This window comes from Romboutsia lituseburensis DSM 797 (assembly GCF_900103615.1).
GTDB classification, from domain to species: Bacteria; Bacillota; Clostridia; order Peptostreptococcales; family Peptostreptococcaceae; genus Romboutsia_F; species Romboutsia_F lituseburensis.
Genome location: NZ_FNGW01000003.1, coordinates 224588 through 241435 on the forward strand (window position 1 = coordinate 224588; position 16848 = coordinate 241435).

Annotated in this window: 14 protein-coding genes; 13 read left to right on the forward strand and 1 reads right to left on the reverse strand. The window is 29.5% G+C overall.

The window, feature by feature from the left end:
- The first annotated feature begins 189 nt into the window (after positions 1 to 189).
- Positions 190 to 567, forward strand: coding sequence for a rhodanese-like domain-containing protein (locus BLP75_RS06860; RefSeq protein ID WP_092724910.1), 378 nt, complete (start codon positions 190 to 192; stop codon positions 565 to 567).
- Between the two features lie 164 nt (positions 568 to 731).
- Here BLP75_RS06860 and BLP75_RS06865 read toward each other — a convergent pair whose 3' ends face one another.
- Positions 732 to 1583, reverse strand: a complete 852-nt coding sequence (locus BLP75_RS06865) for a penicillin-binding transpeptidase domain-containing protein (RefSeq protein WP_092724911.1) — start codon at positions 1581 to 1583, stop codon at positions 732 to 734.
- 347 nt (positions 1584 to 1930) lie between these two features.
- Here BLP75_RS06865 and BLP75_RS06870 point away from each other — a divergent pair, with 347 nt between their 5' ends.
- The 12 genes from BLP75_RS06870 (at position 1931) to BLP75_RS06925 (ending at position 16747) form a co-directional block, all read left to right on the forward strand.
- Positions 1931 to 2575 (forward strand): Bax inhibitor-1 family protein, encoded by a 645-nt coding sequence (locus BLP75_RS06870; RefSeq protein ID WP_242872395.1) that lies wholly within the window; start codon positions 1931 to 1933, stop codon positions 2573 to 2575.
- A gap of 288 nt (positions 2576 to 2863) precedes the next feature.
- A complete protein-coding gene (locus BLP75_RS06875) occupies positions 2864 to 3604 on the forward strand; it encodes an alpha/beta fold hydrolase (RefSeq protein WP_092724913.1) in 741 nt (246 codons plus the stop codon).
- A gap of 440 nt (positions 3605 to 4044) precedes the next feature.
- Entirely contained in the window at positions 4045 to 5409 is a 1365-nt protein-coding gene (locus BLP75_RS06880; RefSeq protein ID WP_092724914.1) for an aldehyde dehydrogenase family protein, read from the forward strand.
- Positions 5410 to 5433: 24 nt separating this feature from the next.
- Complete coding sequence (locus BLP75_RS06885) at positions 5434 to 6348, forward strand: phosphate butyryltransferase (protein ID WP_092724915.1); 915 nt, start codon at positions 5434 to 5436, stop codon at positions 6346 to 6348.
- A gap of 4 nt (positions 6349 to 6352) precedes the next feature.
- Positions 6353 to 7432 carry a butyrate kinase gene (gene buk / locus BLP75_RS06890; RefSeq protein WP_092724916.1) on the forward strand — a complete coding sequence of 360 codons (1080 nt, stop codon included), beginning with the start codon at positions 6353 to 6355 and terminating at the stop codon, positions 7430 to 7432.
- A 29-nt stretch (positions 7433 to 7461) separates the two neighbouring features.
- Positions 7462 to 8856, forward strand: coding sequence for a sodium:solute symporter family protein (locus BLP75_RS06895; RefSeq protein ID WP_092724917.1), 1395 nt, complete (start codon positions 7462 to 7464; stop codon positions 8854 to 8856).
- A gap of 193 nt (positions 8857 to 9049) precedes the next feature.
- The gene (locus BLP75_RS06900; protein WP_092724918.1) at positions 9050 to 10402 is read left to right on the forward strand and encodes an APC family permease; all 1353 of its coding nucleotides are present in this window, start codon (positions 9050 to 9052) and stop codon (positions 10400 to 10402) included.
- 74 nt (positions 10403 to 10476) lie between these two features.
- The gene (locus BLP75_RS06905) at positions 10477 to 11694 is read left to right on the forward strand and encodes an aspartate aminotransferase family protein (protein WP_092724919.1); all 1218 of its coding nucleotides are present in this window, start codon (positions 10477 to 10479) and stop codon (positions 11692 to 11694) included.
- 226 nt (positions 11695 to 11920) lie between these two features.
- Complete coding sequence (locus tag BLP75_RS06910) at positions 11921 to 13264, forward strand: M20 family metallopeptidase (RefSeq protein ID WP_092724920.1); 1344 nt, start codon at positions 11921 to 11923, stop codon at positions 13262 to 13264.
- Between the two features lie 107 nt (positions 13265 to 13371).
- Positions 13372 to 14451 (forward strand): SIR2 family protein, encoded by a 1080-nt coding sequence (locus BLP75_RS06915; protein ID WP_092724921.1) that lies wholly within the window; start codon positions 13372 to 13374, stop codon positions 14449 to 14451.
- A 183-nt stretch (positions 14452 to 14634) separates the two neighbouring features.
- Positions 14635 to 15855, forward strand: a complete 1221-nt coding sequence (sstT, locus tag BLP75_RS06920; RefSeq protein ID WP_092724922.1) for a serine/threonine transporter SstT — start codon at positions 14635 to 14637, stop codon at positions 15853 to 15855.
- 193 nt (positions 15856 to 16048) lie between these two features.
- The gene (locus tag BLP75_RS06925; RefSeq protein ID WP_092724923.1) at positions 16049 to 16747 is read left to right on the forward strand and encodes a DUF554 domain-containing protein; all 699 of its coding nucleotides are present in this window, start codon (positions 16049 to 16051) and stop codon (positions 16745 to 16747) included.
- Positions 16748 to 16848 lie beyond the last annotated feature (101 nt).

Genomic DNA, 16848 nt, shown 5'->3' on the forward strand with positions numbered 1-16848 from the left:
ATCTGGTTTGTGGATAAGTTATAATTCTCACTGTTAGGCTTGAGCAACGGACCTGTTTTTTAGGTCGTTGGCGACAGGAGCGAAGCGACTTTTTTATTTAAAAATGATTTTAATTGTGTTAAAATACCATAAAGAGCATATATAAGTGATTTTTAAGGGGAGGATATTATATTTACATTAGATAAATTTATGAAGCTTTTATTAAAAAAGTATTTAATAAAATATGAAGACATTAAGGACGAAATAACAGTAGATGTAAGAACAAAAGAGCAGTACTCAGAAAATAATGTATTCAAATATAACATTCCTATAATGACAAAGGAAGAACATGATTTTTTACATAGACACTTATTTTGGGCAGAAGTAATTGTAATTTATGGCATGATAAAAAATATAAAGGAAATAACTAAAGATCTTATAAGAGTATCGCATAATAAAACAAAAGCACTAATTATTGGATGTTCAAAAGGAAGGCTAAGAAGCCCTACTATGTGGGCCTATGCAAAGTTAATAGGTATAAATGCAAAAGTATTAGAAAATGGAATCTTAGGTATTAAAAAATATTAAAATCCAAGTTGTTTATTACAACTTGGATTTTTTATAGGCTATGTTTTAATTCAATGTTGATACTAGGAATAATTTTAATAATAAAAAAGGAGGGGTATACCGATCGATATAACTCCTATTTTTATTCATAGTATATTAAAATTGTAAAATAAATGCGTAGTCTACTAAATATTATAATGCTGTTTTATAATATTTAAAGATATACTTTTTGCTACTGAACCTGCAAGTTTTTGATTTTCATCATCTATACGTACAGCAAAATAAGTTTTTTTATCATTTTTTTCAATAAAGCCTGTAAACCAAGCATTTGTGTCTTTTGCACTACCTGTTTTGCCATACACTGAATAATTTTCATTACTTTCAACTAACATAAAGTCCTTGACTAAATTAATGTCATTAGGTTCAAATGATGATTTTCCTTCAAATATAGTTTCTAATACTTTTACTTGTTCCATTGGCGATATTTTCAAAGATGAAGATATCCAATAAGTATTATGCCCATTTTCATTCCAAGCACTTATATCTCTATTACCGTAATTTAAATCATTAAGTGTATTTTGTACGTATTCTTTATCTAATGAATCCATGATTTTTTCGTAGTACCATACACATGATTCTTTGAAAGCCTCTTTAAATGTAATATCTTTATTCCATTCTTCTTTCCAATATATTTTACCATCATATCCTAATTTTGAGTCTGCTGAAGTTGTTATGTTCTGAGATAACCCCATCAAAGAGTTAATTATCTTAAAAGTAGAGTATGGAGGTATTTGCTCATCTATTAATTCTTTGTTATATATATTGTATGTATTTTCTTCTGGACTAAAGAATACAGCACATCCATTTATTCCATTAAAACTATCGCTGTAATCTACTTCATTTTCCTTAGGTGCAGTTTGGACTACTTCATTTTTTACTTTTTTATTATTATTTGGTTTATTATTATCCATTTTAGCACTACACCCTGTTAGATTTATGCTAATTGCTAGTGTGGTTAATATTGCTAGTTTTTTCATTTTATATTTTCTCCTTGTTTTTATTCGTTTATGGTCTGAAGCGAATTTAATATATTACTTATGATTGTCTGTATGATATAACCTCCGACACATTGATATATCTATATTATAATCTATATATTTGTAAATATCCATTTTCAACACTTACTTAAAACATAGACTTTTTATAATTTTAAAAAAATTCACATTATAATTATTTTAAATAAAAATGTAAAGTGAAAAAAAATTCATATAAAAATTTGTTTTAAATTAAAACAAATAGATGATTATGTAATATAATACAAAATATAGTTGATAATAATTAATATAAATTATTATTTATAAAAAAATATTACAAGGAGATGCACATGGAGAGAAAAAATTATTTAGCTATAATGAAGACATTTTTTATGGCATTATTATTTTTAGCAATTGGAAGTATAATAGGGGTATTAATAATACCACCATCAGTTAGATATATGTTAAATATAGCATTTTTTGTATTAGTTCTATTTTCTATTTTTTCAAGAAAAGGTGGATTTATAAAATCTAAAGGAAGCATGTATGCGTATGCGTTTATATTAGGGATATTAACTGGTTCTACTTATGTATACTATTTTGCAACGTTGGGATCAGATTTATTCTTATCAGCTGTGTTGGGTGTAATATTAGTGTTTGGACTAGCTTATATAGTTGCAAGTAAAACTTCAGAAGAAAGCATGTTTAAAATATCATCTATGATATGGCCATTAATATTTTCTTTATTAATATTAGAGTTTTTAAATATATTCTTATTTAAATTTGGAACATTTGATTTAATATTATCTACTATAGGTGTTTTAGTATATTCATTATATGCAATAGTAATAATGAAGTCTGTTCAAAGTAGATGTAGATATGGTGTTTTATCTGAAACAGAAGTTGTACAATTATCATATTCAATATTTATAAGTTTCTTAAATCTACTTTTAGATATATTAAGAATATTAGCTATTGTAAAAGATAATGACTAAAGTTTATTATAAAAATAATAAAAAATTTAAAAATATAAAAAATAGAGTGCAGTTTAATTAAATTAAACTGCACTCTATTTTTATTAACAAGTATATATTCCACATAAAAAACTAAAAAATAAAGGTTTTTATTTAGCTATATAGGATTATATATAATAGAAGATAATATTTGTAGTTCACTGATAACTTATAGTAATAATAAAAAAATATATTCATACACATGTATAGCAGAGTTTTACTTTTTTTAAAATTAGATCTTAGGCCAAAAACTATAAAGGGGATTATGATATGCAGCTTATACAAGATTGGGTAAATAACAAAGGCATAAAAATAAATTATATCGATAATCATATAATAAATAGTAAAAAAACGCCATTATTAATATGTCCAGGATTATCAGAGTCAGCACAAGACTATATAAAAATAATAGAAAGATTAAATGATAGAAGGTGTATAGCTTTATCCTTTAGGGGGAGAGGGAAAAGTGATTCACCAGAACGTGGGTATACATTAACTCATCATTTACAAGATATACATTCAATAGTTGAATGTTTGAATTTAGATAAATTTTGTATAATGGGATACTCTAGAGGAGTTTCTTATGCACTAGGGTATTCATTATTAAATCAAAATGCTTTAAAAGGATTGATATTAGGGGAATATCCAGCACAACATAAAAAAATGCCAAAAGGATGGGCAAGTGAGAGTATGGAATTTTATAATTCCCATTGTCAATCTATATCAATAAAGTACAATGTACTAGAAGCTATAGAAAGAGAATCAGAACAGATTTATTTTAAAGATCAGTTACCGAATATAACATGTAATACATTGATTTTAAAAGGTGAAAAAGAAGAAACTTTACTAACACTAGAAGATATAAGTGAATATATACAAAATCTAGGAAGTAAAAGCATAAGAATAAAGCATTTTGAAAATTCAGGTCATGATATAAAAGAAGATGAATTTGAAAACTTATTAAATATATTAGATGAGTTTTTGTCATCATTAGATGATCAATGTAACTAAAAAATATAAATATATGTGTGAAAATAAGGGTATGGTTAGATTTAAAACTGTAGCCTTATTTCTGCGTGCAATAAAAGTATAATTAAATTATTCTCTAATTATGTATGGTAGATTACAATTAGCTGTATTATAAGTTGGATTGTTATATTTAACACAAAATTAATATTTAAAATAGATTTTTATTAAATTTGATTGACAAAAAAATAAATATAAAATTATAGAACGTTGAAATTTAAATAGGTAAAACACTTTAAGTATAAAGCACAATTTAGAAATTTAATTGTTAAAATGTTAAAAAATAAATAAATGAGAATAATTTGAAATTTTCAGAAAATTCACTTTACTTAATTTTGTCCAATATACTACAATTTAAATATAAAGCAAAATATTAACACAATATGTATAAAAAAAACTATATATGATTCTGAGGGGGTATTTACATGGAAGCAAGAGATTATGTTTTACAGTTAATAAATAAAGCTCGTATAGCTCAGAAAGAATTTGAAAAGTATTCTCAAGAGCAGGTAGATGAAGCAGTTCGTGCTATAGGAAAATCAATATATGATAACGGTGAAATGCTTGCTCGTATGGCAGTTGATGAAACTAAAATGGGAGTTTATGAAGATAAAATAGTAAAAAATAAAGGAAAGTCAAAAGCTGTTTGGAACAAACTAAAAGGTGTAAAAAGTAGGGGAATAATAAAATATATAGCAGAAGAAGGATTAGTCGAAGTAGCTAAGCCTATAGGAGTAGTAGGTGCTGTAACTCCTACAACTAATCCAACAATGACACCTATGCACAATGCAATGATTGCATTAAAAGGAGGTAATGCGATTATTATATGTCCTCATCCAAGAGCTAAAAATACTGGAGTAAAAACAGTAGATTTAATGAGAGAAGCGTTAGATAAAGTAGGAGCACCTAAAGATTTAATTCAAATAGTAAATGAGCCTACTGTTGAAATATCAAACTTGGTAATGCAATTATCAGATGTATGTGTATCAACTGGTGGACCTGGAATGGTAAAGGTTGCATATAGTAGTGGAAAACCAGCATTTGGAGTAGGTGCAGGAAATGTACAGTGTTTAATAGATAAAGATGCAAATCTTGAGGAAGTAGTTCCTAAAGTTATAAAAGGTAGAATATATGATAATGGAATACTTTGCACATGTGAACAAAGTGCTATATGTCCTGATGAAATGTACAATGAATTTATAGATAGATTAGTACAAAGTGGAGCGTATTATATAGAAAAAGAAGAAGAAGTTAAATCTTTAAGAAAAGCATTATTTCCAGACGGTAATATAAGTAAGGACTGTGTTGGAGCATCTCCTTATGAAATAGCTAAGATGGCATCTATAGCTATACCAAAAGATACAAAGTTACTAGTTGTAAAAGTTGAAAAATATGGAACAGAAGAATATTTTGCTAAAGAAAAGATGTGCCCAGTATTATCAGCATACAAGTATGAAAAATGGGAGGATGCAGTAAATATAGCTAATCAAAATTTAGAATATGAAGGTAAAGGTCATAGTGCAATAATACACTCTTATACAAAAGAGAATATAGAATATGCAGCAAATATACTTCCAGTATCTCGATTTGGAGTTAATCAAATTGGGTCAAGTGGGCTTGGAGGATCTTTCTTAAATGGTCTTAATCCTACCGCAACATTAGGCTGTGGTTCTTGGGGAAATAATAGTATAAGTGAAAATTTATGGTTTAATCATTTAATAAATGTAAGCAAAATAGCTTATGAAGTTCCTAGTAAGAAAATTCCTACAGACGATGAAATATGGAATTAAATCTTCAAATAAAGGAGATAAAAAATGATAAAAAATTTTAAAGAATTAATGGATCTAGTTATCAAAAATGAAACAAAAACAATAGCAGTAGCGGTAGCACAAGATAAAGACGTACTGTCTGCTGTAAATAATGCCTATAAAATGGGGATAGCTAAAGCAATTTTAGTAGGGGATAAGGAAGATATAGAAAAAATTGCTAATCAAATAGACATTAAGTTAGATAATTTTGAAATTATAGATATAAAAGATAAGACAGAGGCTTGTATATATGCTGTTAAATTAGTAAGAGAAGGTAAAGCAGATTTACCTATGAAAGGATTTGTAGATACATCAGTTATATTAAAAGCTGTGTTGAATAAAGAAACAGGTCTTAAAACAGGTAATTTAATCAGTCATGTTGGCTTACTTGAAGTCAATGGATTTGATAGATTATTTGTATTAAGTGATAGTGCTATGACTATTGCACCTACCTTAGATGAGAAGGTAGATATTATTAAAAATAGTATTAAAATTTCACATGCACTAGGTAATAAAGAACCTAAAGTGGCAATCCTTTGTGCAGTTGAAAAAGTAAATCCTAAAATGCCAGCAACAATAGATGCACAAGAACTTACAAAAATGAATGAAAGTGGAATAATTAAAGGCTGTCTAATTAAAGGACCTTTGGCAATAGATAACGCAGTAAGTTTGGAGGCGGCAAAACATAAAGGGATAAATCATCCTGTTGCAGGTAAGGCAGATATATTAATAGCTCCAGATATAGAAGCAGGTAATATTTTAAATAAATCAATGGAATATTTTGCAAAGGCAGAAAAAGCGGGAGTAATAATGGGGGCTAAAACTCCAATAATTTTAACTTCAAGAGCAAGTTCTGATATATCAAAACTTCATTCAATAGCACTAGGTGCACTAGTTGTTCAACAACTTGGAAAGGAGTAGGAATATGAATAATTATACTTTTCTAATAATAAATCCAGGATCAACATCTACTAAGATTTCAATATTTGAAAATGATATAGAGACTATGACGGAAACTATTCGACATTCAAGTGAAAAAATAAATTCATACAAAGAGATTTATGATCAATTTGATTTTCGTAAAGATCTTATAATGGATGTATTAAAAAACAAAAATATAGATTTATCAACATTTACAGCTATTATAGCTCGTGGTGGAAATATGAAGCCTGTAGTTGGTGGAACTTATGAAGTTAATGAAGAAATGCTAAATGATTTAAAAATAGGCGTTATGGGTCAGCATGCATCTAATCTAGGTGGAGGATTAGCATACTCAATAGCAAGTGAGCTAGGGTTAAAGGCATATGTAGTAGATCCTGTTGTAGTTGATGAATTTGAACCATTAGCCAGAATATCAGGAACACCTTTGATACCAAGAAAGTCTAAAGATCATCCATTGAATCAAAGAGCAGTAGCTAGGGAAGCTGCTAAAGAAATGGGTGGAAAATATGATGATTTTAATTTTATAATAGCGCATTTAGGTGGTGGAATATCTGTTGGAACTCATAAAAGAGGTAGAATGATAGATGTTAATAATGCTCTTGATGGTGATGGACCAATGTCTCCAGAAAGATGTGGAGCAATACCATTTGGTGGAGTTATAGATTTATGCTATTCAGGTGAATACACTAAAAAAGAATTAAGAAAAAAATTAGTTGGATGTGGAGGTTTAGTAGGATATTTAGGAACAAATGACGCTAGGGAAGTTATAAAAAGAATAAAAGAAGGCGATGAATATTCAAAACTTATATATGAAGCAATGGCATATCAAATTTCAAAAGAAATAGGAGCATCTTCTGCAGTGCTTAAAGGTGATGTTGATGCAATATTGTTAACAGGTGGTCTTGCATATGATTCAATACTTATGGATTGGATAAAAGATAGAGTTGAATTTATTGCACCAGTTAAGGTATTCCCTGGAGAGCATGAAATGAAAGCTTTAGCATGTGGTGTACTTAGAGTTCTTGACAATAAAGAAAAATTACAAATGTATCCAAATAAGTAACTCCAAGAATTAAAGGAGGGAAACTTTAAATGACGTCATTACATTATTTAGGGGCTGTGTTAATATTATCATTAATCACAGCAGTAGGAATTTACTCTGGTAGAAAAGTAAGTTCAGCAAAAGATTTTTCATCTGGTGGTAGAAAAGCAGGTGTTGGAATTGTAGCAGGTTCTATAATAGGGACATTAGTTGGGGGAGCATCAACTATAGGAACAGCACAGTTAGCTTTCAATTATGGTTTTTCAGCTTGGTGGTTTACACTTGGAGGAGGAATTGGTTGTCTAATACTAGGTTTAGGATTTGCAAAGCCTTTATACAACAGTGAAATAACAACTCTACCACAAGTATTTGCAAGAGAGTATGGTCAAACAGCCAGTACAGTTTCAACTGTTTTAATGTCAATAGGTAGTTTTTTAAGTATAGTAGCACAAGTTTTATCAGGGATAGCATTAGTAACAACAGTTAGTCATCTAGGCTCATTTCCAGCAACAGTATGTATAGTATTATTAATGCTTGCTTATGTTATATTTGGAGGAGTTTGGGGAGCAGGTCTTGTTGGAATAGTAAAAACAATACTACTTTATGCTACTGTTATAATCTGTGGATTTATGGCCTTAAATTTAGGAGGAGGATTATCTGCATTTAGAGAAGCATTGCCAAGTGATCAATATTTTAGTTTGTTTGCAAGAGGAACTATGGTGGATATGGGAGCAGGAATATCTCTAATCTTAGGTGTTATAACAACTCAAGCGTATATTCAGGCTATAATATCAGCTAAAAGCCTAAAAATATCAAAATCAGGAGCTATAGTAAGTGCAGTTTTAATACCAATAGTTGGTACCGCTGGAATATTTGTAGGTATGTATATGAAGATGACAGCTCCAAACATGGTAGCAGGAGAAGCACTTCCAACATTTATAATGCAAAACCTTCCCCCATTAGTTGCTGGAATGGTAATGGCTACATTGTTAGTCGCATTAGTTGGAACAGGAGCAGGTGTAGCCCTTGGTTTGAGTTCAATGATATGTAATGATATATATAAGGTATATTTTAATAAAAATGCAAGTGATAAGACATTATTAAAAGCAGCAAGGATTATAATAGCTGGAATATTAATTATAGTCGCAATACTTGCAAGTGGAAATCTAGGATCATTAATACTGGGTTGGAGTTTTATGTCAATGGGGCTTAGAGGAGCAGTAGCATTTGCACCATTATGTTGTGCATTGTTCTTGCCAGGAAAGATACACAAAAAATTTGCTCTAGGTGCTATTATATTAGGTCCGACATTTGTATTAATTGGAAAATTCATATTACCATCTCATATAGACCCTTTATTTTTAGGTGTATCAGTTTCAATTCTAGTAATGTTTTTAGGGTATTTTGCAAATAAAAACAAATCAAATCTAGATCAATCTCAATAACATAAATCCAAATTTATAGATTTTTTACGCTTAAGGAATTTATGATACTTCAAAAACTGTGGGTAAGTCATGAAGTATAGTCATGTCAACACGTTTGTGAAAGTAAAAAATGACATTTTTGAGCAACGGACGAAGTCGTTGGCGACATGAGCGAAGCGAATTTTTTATTAATTTGATTAAATGGGGGTTATGTATGGAAGAGAAAAATTTTGATAGAGTGTTAGGTAAAAAAGACGTCCTGGCCCTGGCCTTTGGTGCAATGATAGGATGGGGATGGGTAATATTAGTAGGTGGATGGATTTTAAAAGCAGGAACATTAGGAGCAATGAGTGCCTTTATTATAGGCGGTATAATGGTAATATTTGTAGGTTTAGTTTATGCAGAGCTTACAGCAGCTATGCCAGAATGTGGAGGGGCTAATGTATTTAGTCGAAGGGCACTAGGCAAAAATGCATCATTTGTATGTACATGGGCACTAATTTTAGGATATGTTGGAGTAGTCGCCTTTGAGGCTTGTGCACTACCTAATGTTGTTGAATATTTACTACCAGGATTTCTAAAAGGATACATGTATAGCGTAGCAGGATTTGATATATATGCTAGTTGGGTAGCCGTTGGGGTTGTAAGTTCAATTATAATAACTGCAATAAACTACTTTGGAGCAAAACCTGCAGCAGTTTTACAATCAGTACTAACAGTTGCAATAGCCGCTGTTGGAATAGCTCTAATATGTGGATCTGCATTTTCAGGTAATATTGAAAATACAAAACCATTATTTATAGATGGAATTGGTGGAATTATGGGAGTTGCAATAGCTACACCATTTATGTATGTTGGATTTGATGTAATCCCTCAAGCTGCAGAAGAAATAAATATGCCTTTTAATAAAATTGGTAAAATATTAATATTGTCAATAGTAATGGCAGTGTCTTGGTATGCATTAGTTATTTTTTCTGTATCAATGACTATGAAACCATGGGAGATGGAGACATCAATACTTGTAACAGCTGATGCTATGAAGTTTGCATTTGGAGGTAGACAAATAGCAGCTCAAATTTTAATTATAGCTGGATTAGCAGGTATAGTTTCAAGTTGGAATGCATTTTTAATGGGTGGTAGTCGTGCAATATACTCATTAGCACAAGCTAAAATGTTACCATCGTTTTTAGCTAAATTACATCCTAAATACAAAACTCCAACTAATGCAATATTATTAATAGGTCTATGTTCTTGTGTAGCACCTTTCTTTGGAAAAGTAATGCTTACTTGTATTACTAATGCAGGTAGCTTCGGTATAGTTATAGCTTATGTATTGGTATCAATATCTTTTATGGTATTAAGAAAGAAAGAACCAGATATGCCAAGACCATACAAACTTAAAAATTATAAGTTTATAGGTTCTATGGCTATAATATTAGCATCATTAATGCTTTTATTATATATTCCGGGGCTTATTAAAGCAGAATGGATAATTGTAGGAGGATGGACCGTATTGGGTGCAATATTCTTTATAAGCGCTAAAAGAAAAAGTAATAATGTAAATTAATATAAATAATCTACTGGGAGTATGGACTATCTAGTATCTTATTAAAATCTTTGGATTTGAGTGGGGGTAATTAAATGAAATTAAATGAAGCTAAATTAACTAAACAAGAACTTAAAGATTTAACTAAAAAGTATATGATAGAAACTTATGAAAGATTTGATTTTATAGCACAGACAGCAAAAGATATGTATTTATATGATGAAGAAGGAAATGGATATTTAGACTTTTATGGTGGAGTAGCTGTAAATAGCGCAGGAAGTTGCAATGAAAAGGTAGTAGAAGCAGTTTGTGATCAGGTAAAAGATATTATACACACTTTTAATTATCCATACACAGTGCCCCAAGTATTACTTGCTAAATTAATATGTGAAACTATAGGGATGGATAAAATATTTTACCAAAATTCAGGTGCAGAAGCTAATGAAGCTATGATAAAAATGGCTAGAAAATATGGTACAGATAATTACGGACCTAACAAATATCATATAATAACAGCTAAAAGCAGCTTTCACGGAAGAACATATGGAGCAATGTCTGCAACAGGTCAACCAGATAACGGATGCCAATTAGGATTTAAGCCTATGTTACCAGGATTTAGTTATGCTGACTTTAATGACGTAGATTCTTTTAGAAAATTAGTTACAGATGATACTATAGCTATAATGATAGAACCAGTACAAGGGGAAGGCGGTGTTAGGCCTGCTACACAAGAATTTATAGATGGAATAAAAGAACTTTGCGAAGAAAAAAGGCTATTATTATTATTTGATGAGATACAAACAGGATGGTGTAGAACGGGAGAAGTTATGGCTTATATGAATTATAATGTTAAGCCAGATATAGTATCTATGGCTAAAGCTATGGGTGGTGGAATGCCAATATCTGCAGTATGTGCAAGTAAAGAAGTTTCTAAGGCATTTACAATGGGATCTCATGGAAGTACTTATGGAGGAAATCCTGTTTGTTGTGCAGCTGCATATGCTCAGATTAATGAATTATTAGATAGAAAGTTAGCTGATAATGCTAAAAAAATGGGAGAATATTTTATGAATAAATTAAAAGATCTTCCACATGTAAAAGATGTTAGAGGTAAAGGATTATTAGTTGGAGTAGAATTTGATTTACCAATAGGTCTTGATATTAAACATAACTGTATAGATAGAAAATTATTAGTTACATTAATAGGAACGAGTATAATAAGAATGGTACCTCCATTAATTTTAACTAAAGCAGATTGTGATAAGGCATATGAAATATTAAAAGAATCAGTTCAAGCAGCTTTAGCTAAATAATAAAATAATAAAAAATTAAGAAAGTAAGGTAGTTACCTGAGGTAATATCTTACTTTTTTTAGGTTTATAAACAAATAGATTTAAATAGTAAAATTGTTTGATAGTAAACTTTTAAAATATAAAACAAATACCAGGAAAACGTTAAAATAAAATGTAGAAGAAATAGGTAAAATATAGTATATTATAATAGAATAGAAAAATAAATGACAAACTTAGGGGGTTAATCATGAAAAAACAAATAAAAGAAAAAATACAACAATTAAAACCTGAGATGATATCATCTATAGTAGATTGTGTAAAAATACCAAGTGTTATAAGTGACGCTACAGAAAATTGCCCATTTGGGGAAAATATAGATAAAGCATTAAGATACACATTAGAACTATGTAAATCTTTAGGATTTAAAACAGTATATAAAGATGGATACTATGGATATGCAGAAATAGGTGAAGGTGAAGAACTAATAGGTATACTAGGTCACTTAGATGTAGTTCCAGAAGGAGAATTAGAAAGTTGGGAGTTTCCTCCATATGAAGGTGTAATAGATGGAGACAAGCTTTGTGGAAGAGGTACTCAGGATGATAAAGGACCTACAATAGGAGCTATCTATGCTGTAAAAGCATTAATGGATTTAGGTGTTGAATTTAATAAAAGGGTAAGATTTATATTTGGAACAGATGAAGAAAATCTTTGGAGATGTATAAATAAATACTCTGAAAATAAAGAAGAAATACCTAACTATGGATTTACTCCAGATTCAAAGTTCCCTATGATAAATGCAGAAAAAGGACTTTTACAAGTATTTTTAAATGCCCCAGGAAATAGTGATATAGAATTAGAACTTGGAAATGCATTTAACTCTGTACCAGATAAAGCTGTTTATAAAGGTAAATATATAGAAGAGCTTGAAAAAGAATTAAGCAAGTTAAAGTTTGAATACACAAGAGAAGAAGATAAAATATGTGTATTAGGTAAAGGTGTTCACTCTGCAGTAAGTGATAGTGGTATAAATGCTATTTCAAGATTAGCTATAGCATTAAACAATATTGGTGTTAACTCAAATGCTATTAAGTTTATAGCTGAAGTTATAGGTGAAGATGCTAATGCAAATAATATAATAGAAAATTGCCAAGATGAAGTTTCAGGAAAACTAACATTTAATATTGGTAAATTAAGCATAAATAAAGATAAAGAAAGTATAGGTGTAGATGTTAGAATACCTGTTACATATGATAAGGAAGAGTTTGTAAAACAATTAGTAGAAAAAGCTAAAGAATATGGATTAACTTATGAAGAGTTTGATTTCTTAAAAGCTATATATGTTCCGGAAGATAATTTCTTAGTAAAAACTTTAAGAAAAGTATTTGAAGAAGAAACAGGATTAGATGGAGCACCTCATTCATCAGGAGGAGCTACATATGCTAGAGCGTTAGATAACTGTGTAGCATTTGGATCTGTATTTCCAGGGAAACCTAAAACAGAGCATCAAGCTAACGAATATATAAGTATAGAAGACCTTACAAAGGCTGTTGAAATATATGCTCTTTCTGTATATGAATTATTAAAGTAATATATAAATAAAATTAAATACAAATCATATAATAAGTATAGGAATTAATAATTTCTATACTTATTTTTTTTGAATTTTGAGATAATTTCATATGGGAGGGAAATATAATGAACGTATGTATATTTCTTGGGGCTGGAGCTTCAGCTGCTGAAAATTCACCTATTCAAAATGAATTATTCAGTGAATATTTTGCAAGTTTAAAGCCCAAAGATTTTGAAAATGATATGAACAAAGAATTATATAGATTTTTTAAACAAATGTTTAAGATTGACGTTATGAAAGATGATATGAAAAATGCTAACTTTCCTACATTTGAAGAAGTATTAGGTTTAATTGACTTAGCAGAGCAAAGAAGAGAATCATTTAAAAATTTTGGTTTAGAGACTTTAAATAGAAGAAGTGACAGTATAAGATTTTTAAGACAGTATCTTATTTTACTTATGGCTCGTGCTATACATAAAAGTGAAGGTAGAAGAAATGAATATCATAAAATGCTAGTTGATAATTTATATGATAGCAATTTATTAGAAAAGACAACATTTATAAGTGCCAACTATGATATACATATAGATAATACTATAGCAGCTCTATATCGTCGCAAAAAACAGCCTATTATGTTGGATTATGGCGTTGATTTTAACAATTTTGATGTAGAAGGAGGATGGAAAAAGCCTACAGAACCTAGCGTGAAATTATACAAAATACATGGTTCACTAAATTGGCTTTACTGTCCTATATGTAATAGCTTAACCCTTACTCCTTATGAAGGTGGAGTAATGAGATTACTTGATAATATAAAAGAAGCAAAGTGCTTGGAGTGTAAGGAGGTTACAGTACCAATAATAATACCTCCAACTTTTTTTAAAAATATGTCTAATGTATTTATATCTACAGTATGGAGAGAAGTAGAGAGAACTTTAAGAAAATGTGATGTTTTAGTATTTTGTGGATACTCTTTTCCAGATGCAGATATTCACATAAAATATATGTTAAAACGAGTTCAAAGTAGTAGAAAAAAGCCACCATTAAAAATAATAGTATTTAATAATCATGAAGGAAAAGAAGAGGACTCTTTATTAAAAGAAGAAGATCGATATAAAAGGTTTTTAGGAAGTGATGTAATTTACACTAGAAGCTCTTTTCAAGACTTTGCTAAAAATCCTTTAAAATATATAAAAAATAAATAAATTAATATTATATATAATAAGATTGATTATTAAAAAATAATTTTTTTTATATATATTAAAAATTCTGACAAATGAAACATATCCTTAATAGTTGCTTAATAAAATTTAAAATAGATAAAATCATATCTTTAGTAGACTGATTTTTATCTATTTTAACTATATTAAAGTAATAGGGGGTAGTAAATGAAAAAAATACTTAGTAAGTGGAATCAAATTAGTTTGGTAAAAAGAATTATAGTAGGTTTAGTAATCGGTATTATATTAGCATTAACAATTCCTGATATTGCAAAGCCAATAGTAATTTTAGGTTCTTTATTTGTAGGGGCACTAAAGGCAGTTGCACCAATTCTAGTTTTCTTTTTAGTAATGTCTGCTATTTCTCAGCATAAAAAAGGTCAACAAACTAACATGAAATCAATTATATGTCTTTATCTTTTAGGTACTTTTTTAGCAGGACTTATAGCTGTTGTAGCTAGCTTTATGTTTAAGATAACATTAACTCTTGGAGCAGGAGTGGAAGATGTTGTTCCTCCTGGTGGTGTTGTAGAAGTACTTAAGACTTTATTAATGAATGTTGTTGACAATCCAGTTAAAGCTCTTTTTAATGCTAATTATATAGGGATATTATCTTGGGCGCTAATTTTAGGGATTGCACTTAAAAATTCTGCAGAGTCAACAAAGTTAATGATAAGTAATGTAGCTGATGCACTATCACAAGTAGTTAGATGGATAATAAATTTTGCACCACTTGGTATTATGGGGCTTGTATTTGATAGTATAGCAACACAAGGTATTGAATCATTACTTGGATATGGTCAGTTGATTGTATTATTAGTTGGATGTATGGCATTTGTTGCATTTGTTGTAAATCCTATAATAGCATTTATAGGAATGAGAAAAAATCCATACCCATTAGTATTTAAGTGCTTAAAAAACAGTGGAATTACAGCATTTTTTACAAGAAGTTCAGCTGCAAATATACCTGTAAATATGGGACTTTGCGAAGAGTTAAAATTAGATAAAGATACTTACTCTGTGTCAATCCCATTAGGAGCAACTATAAATATGGGTGGAGCTGCTGTAACTATATCAGTATTAACATTAGCTGCTGTACACACACTAGGAATAGAAGTAGATATTGGGATGGCACTTATATTAAGTTTATTATCAGCTGTAAGTGCATGTGGTGCATCAGGTGTTGCAGGAGGTTCTTTATTATTAATACCATTAGCTTGTAGTTTATTTGGAATTCCAAATGATGTTGCAATGCAAGTTGTAGGAGTTGGATTTATAGTAGGAGTTATACAGGATTCTTGTGAGACTGCATTAAACTCTTCAACTGATGTATTATTTACTGCTGTAGCAGAGTTTGCTAAAAAACGTAAAGAAGGTAATAATAATTAAAAGTTAACTTCAGAAATGTAAAAACTATAATTTGTATATAAATATAAAATTGATATATAAATGTAAGAGGCTGTTTCCAATAATAAAAAAGAAACAGTCTTTTATATTACAAAAATTAGAAAATTTAATGAATTCTAAAAAATATATTGATATAATTAAACTCACATAAAAGTATATAGGGGAGAGTGGTTATATGTTGGGAACTATAGTAAATAGTTTAGCTATTGTTTTAGGGTGCGTAATAGGACTATTGGTAAAAGGTAGAGTATCACAAAAAATTAGTGATACCATAATGAATGGATTGGCATTATGTGTTGTATACATAGGGATATCAGGTGCATTAAAAGGTGAGAATACTTTACTAACGATAATATGTGTAGCTTTAGGAGCTTTGATAGGTGAGTTAATAGATATAGACAAATGGTTAAATAATTTAGGTGAAAAAATAGAGCTAAAAGTTAATAAGGGGAAAGATAAAGAAAAAGAAAATATATCAATATCTCAAGGATTTGTATCAGCTAGCTTAATATTTTGCATAGGGGCTATGAGTATAGTTGGAAGCCTTCAAAGTGGATTAACAGGGAATCATGAAACACTTCTAGCCAAATCAGTTATAGATGGAATAACGTCGATTATATTTACTGCTACATTGGGAATTGGTGTTATATTTTCTTCCATATCAGTTTTTATATATCAAGGAATCATTACTTTAGGAGCATCATTTTTATCGAATATTTTAAGTGACGCAGTAATAAATTCTATGACATGTGTGGGTAGCCTTTTGATAATAGGGTTAGGATTAAACATACTTAAAGCAACAAATATAAAGATTGCTAATCTATTACCTGCAGTATTTTTACCAATTATAGCTGGAATATTAGGTATAATATAAAACAAAAAACAACAAAAACATATTATAAAGTTCAAGAAGTCTTAATAAAATAAGGCTAAATCTTAGAAAGTTTAGACAAATTCTTTATTTAGAAGGAAAAT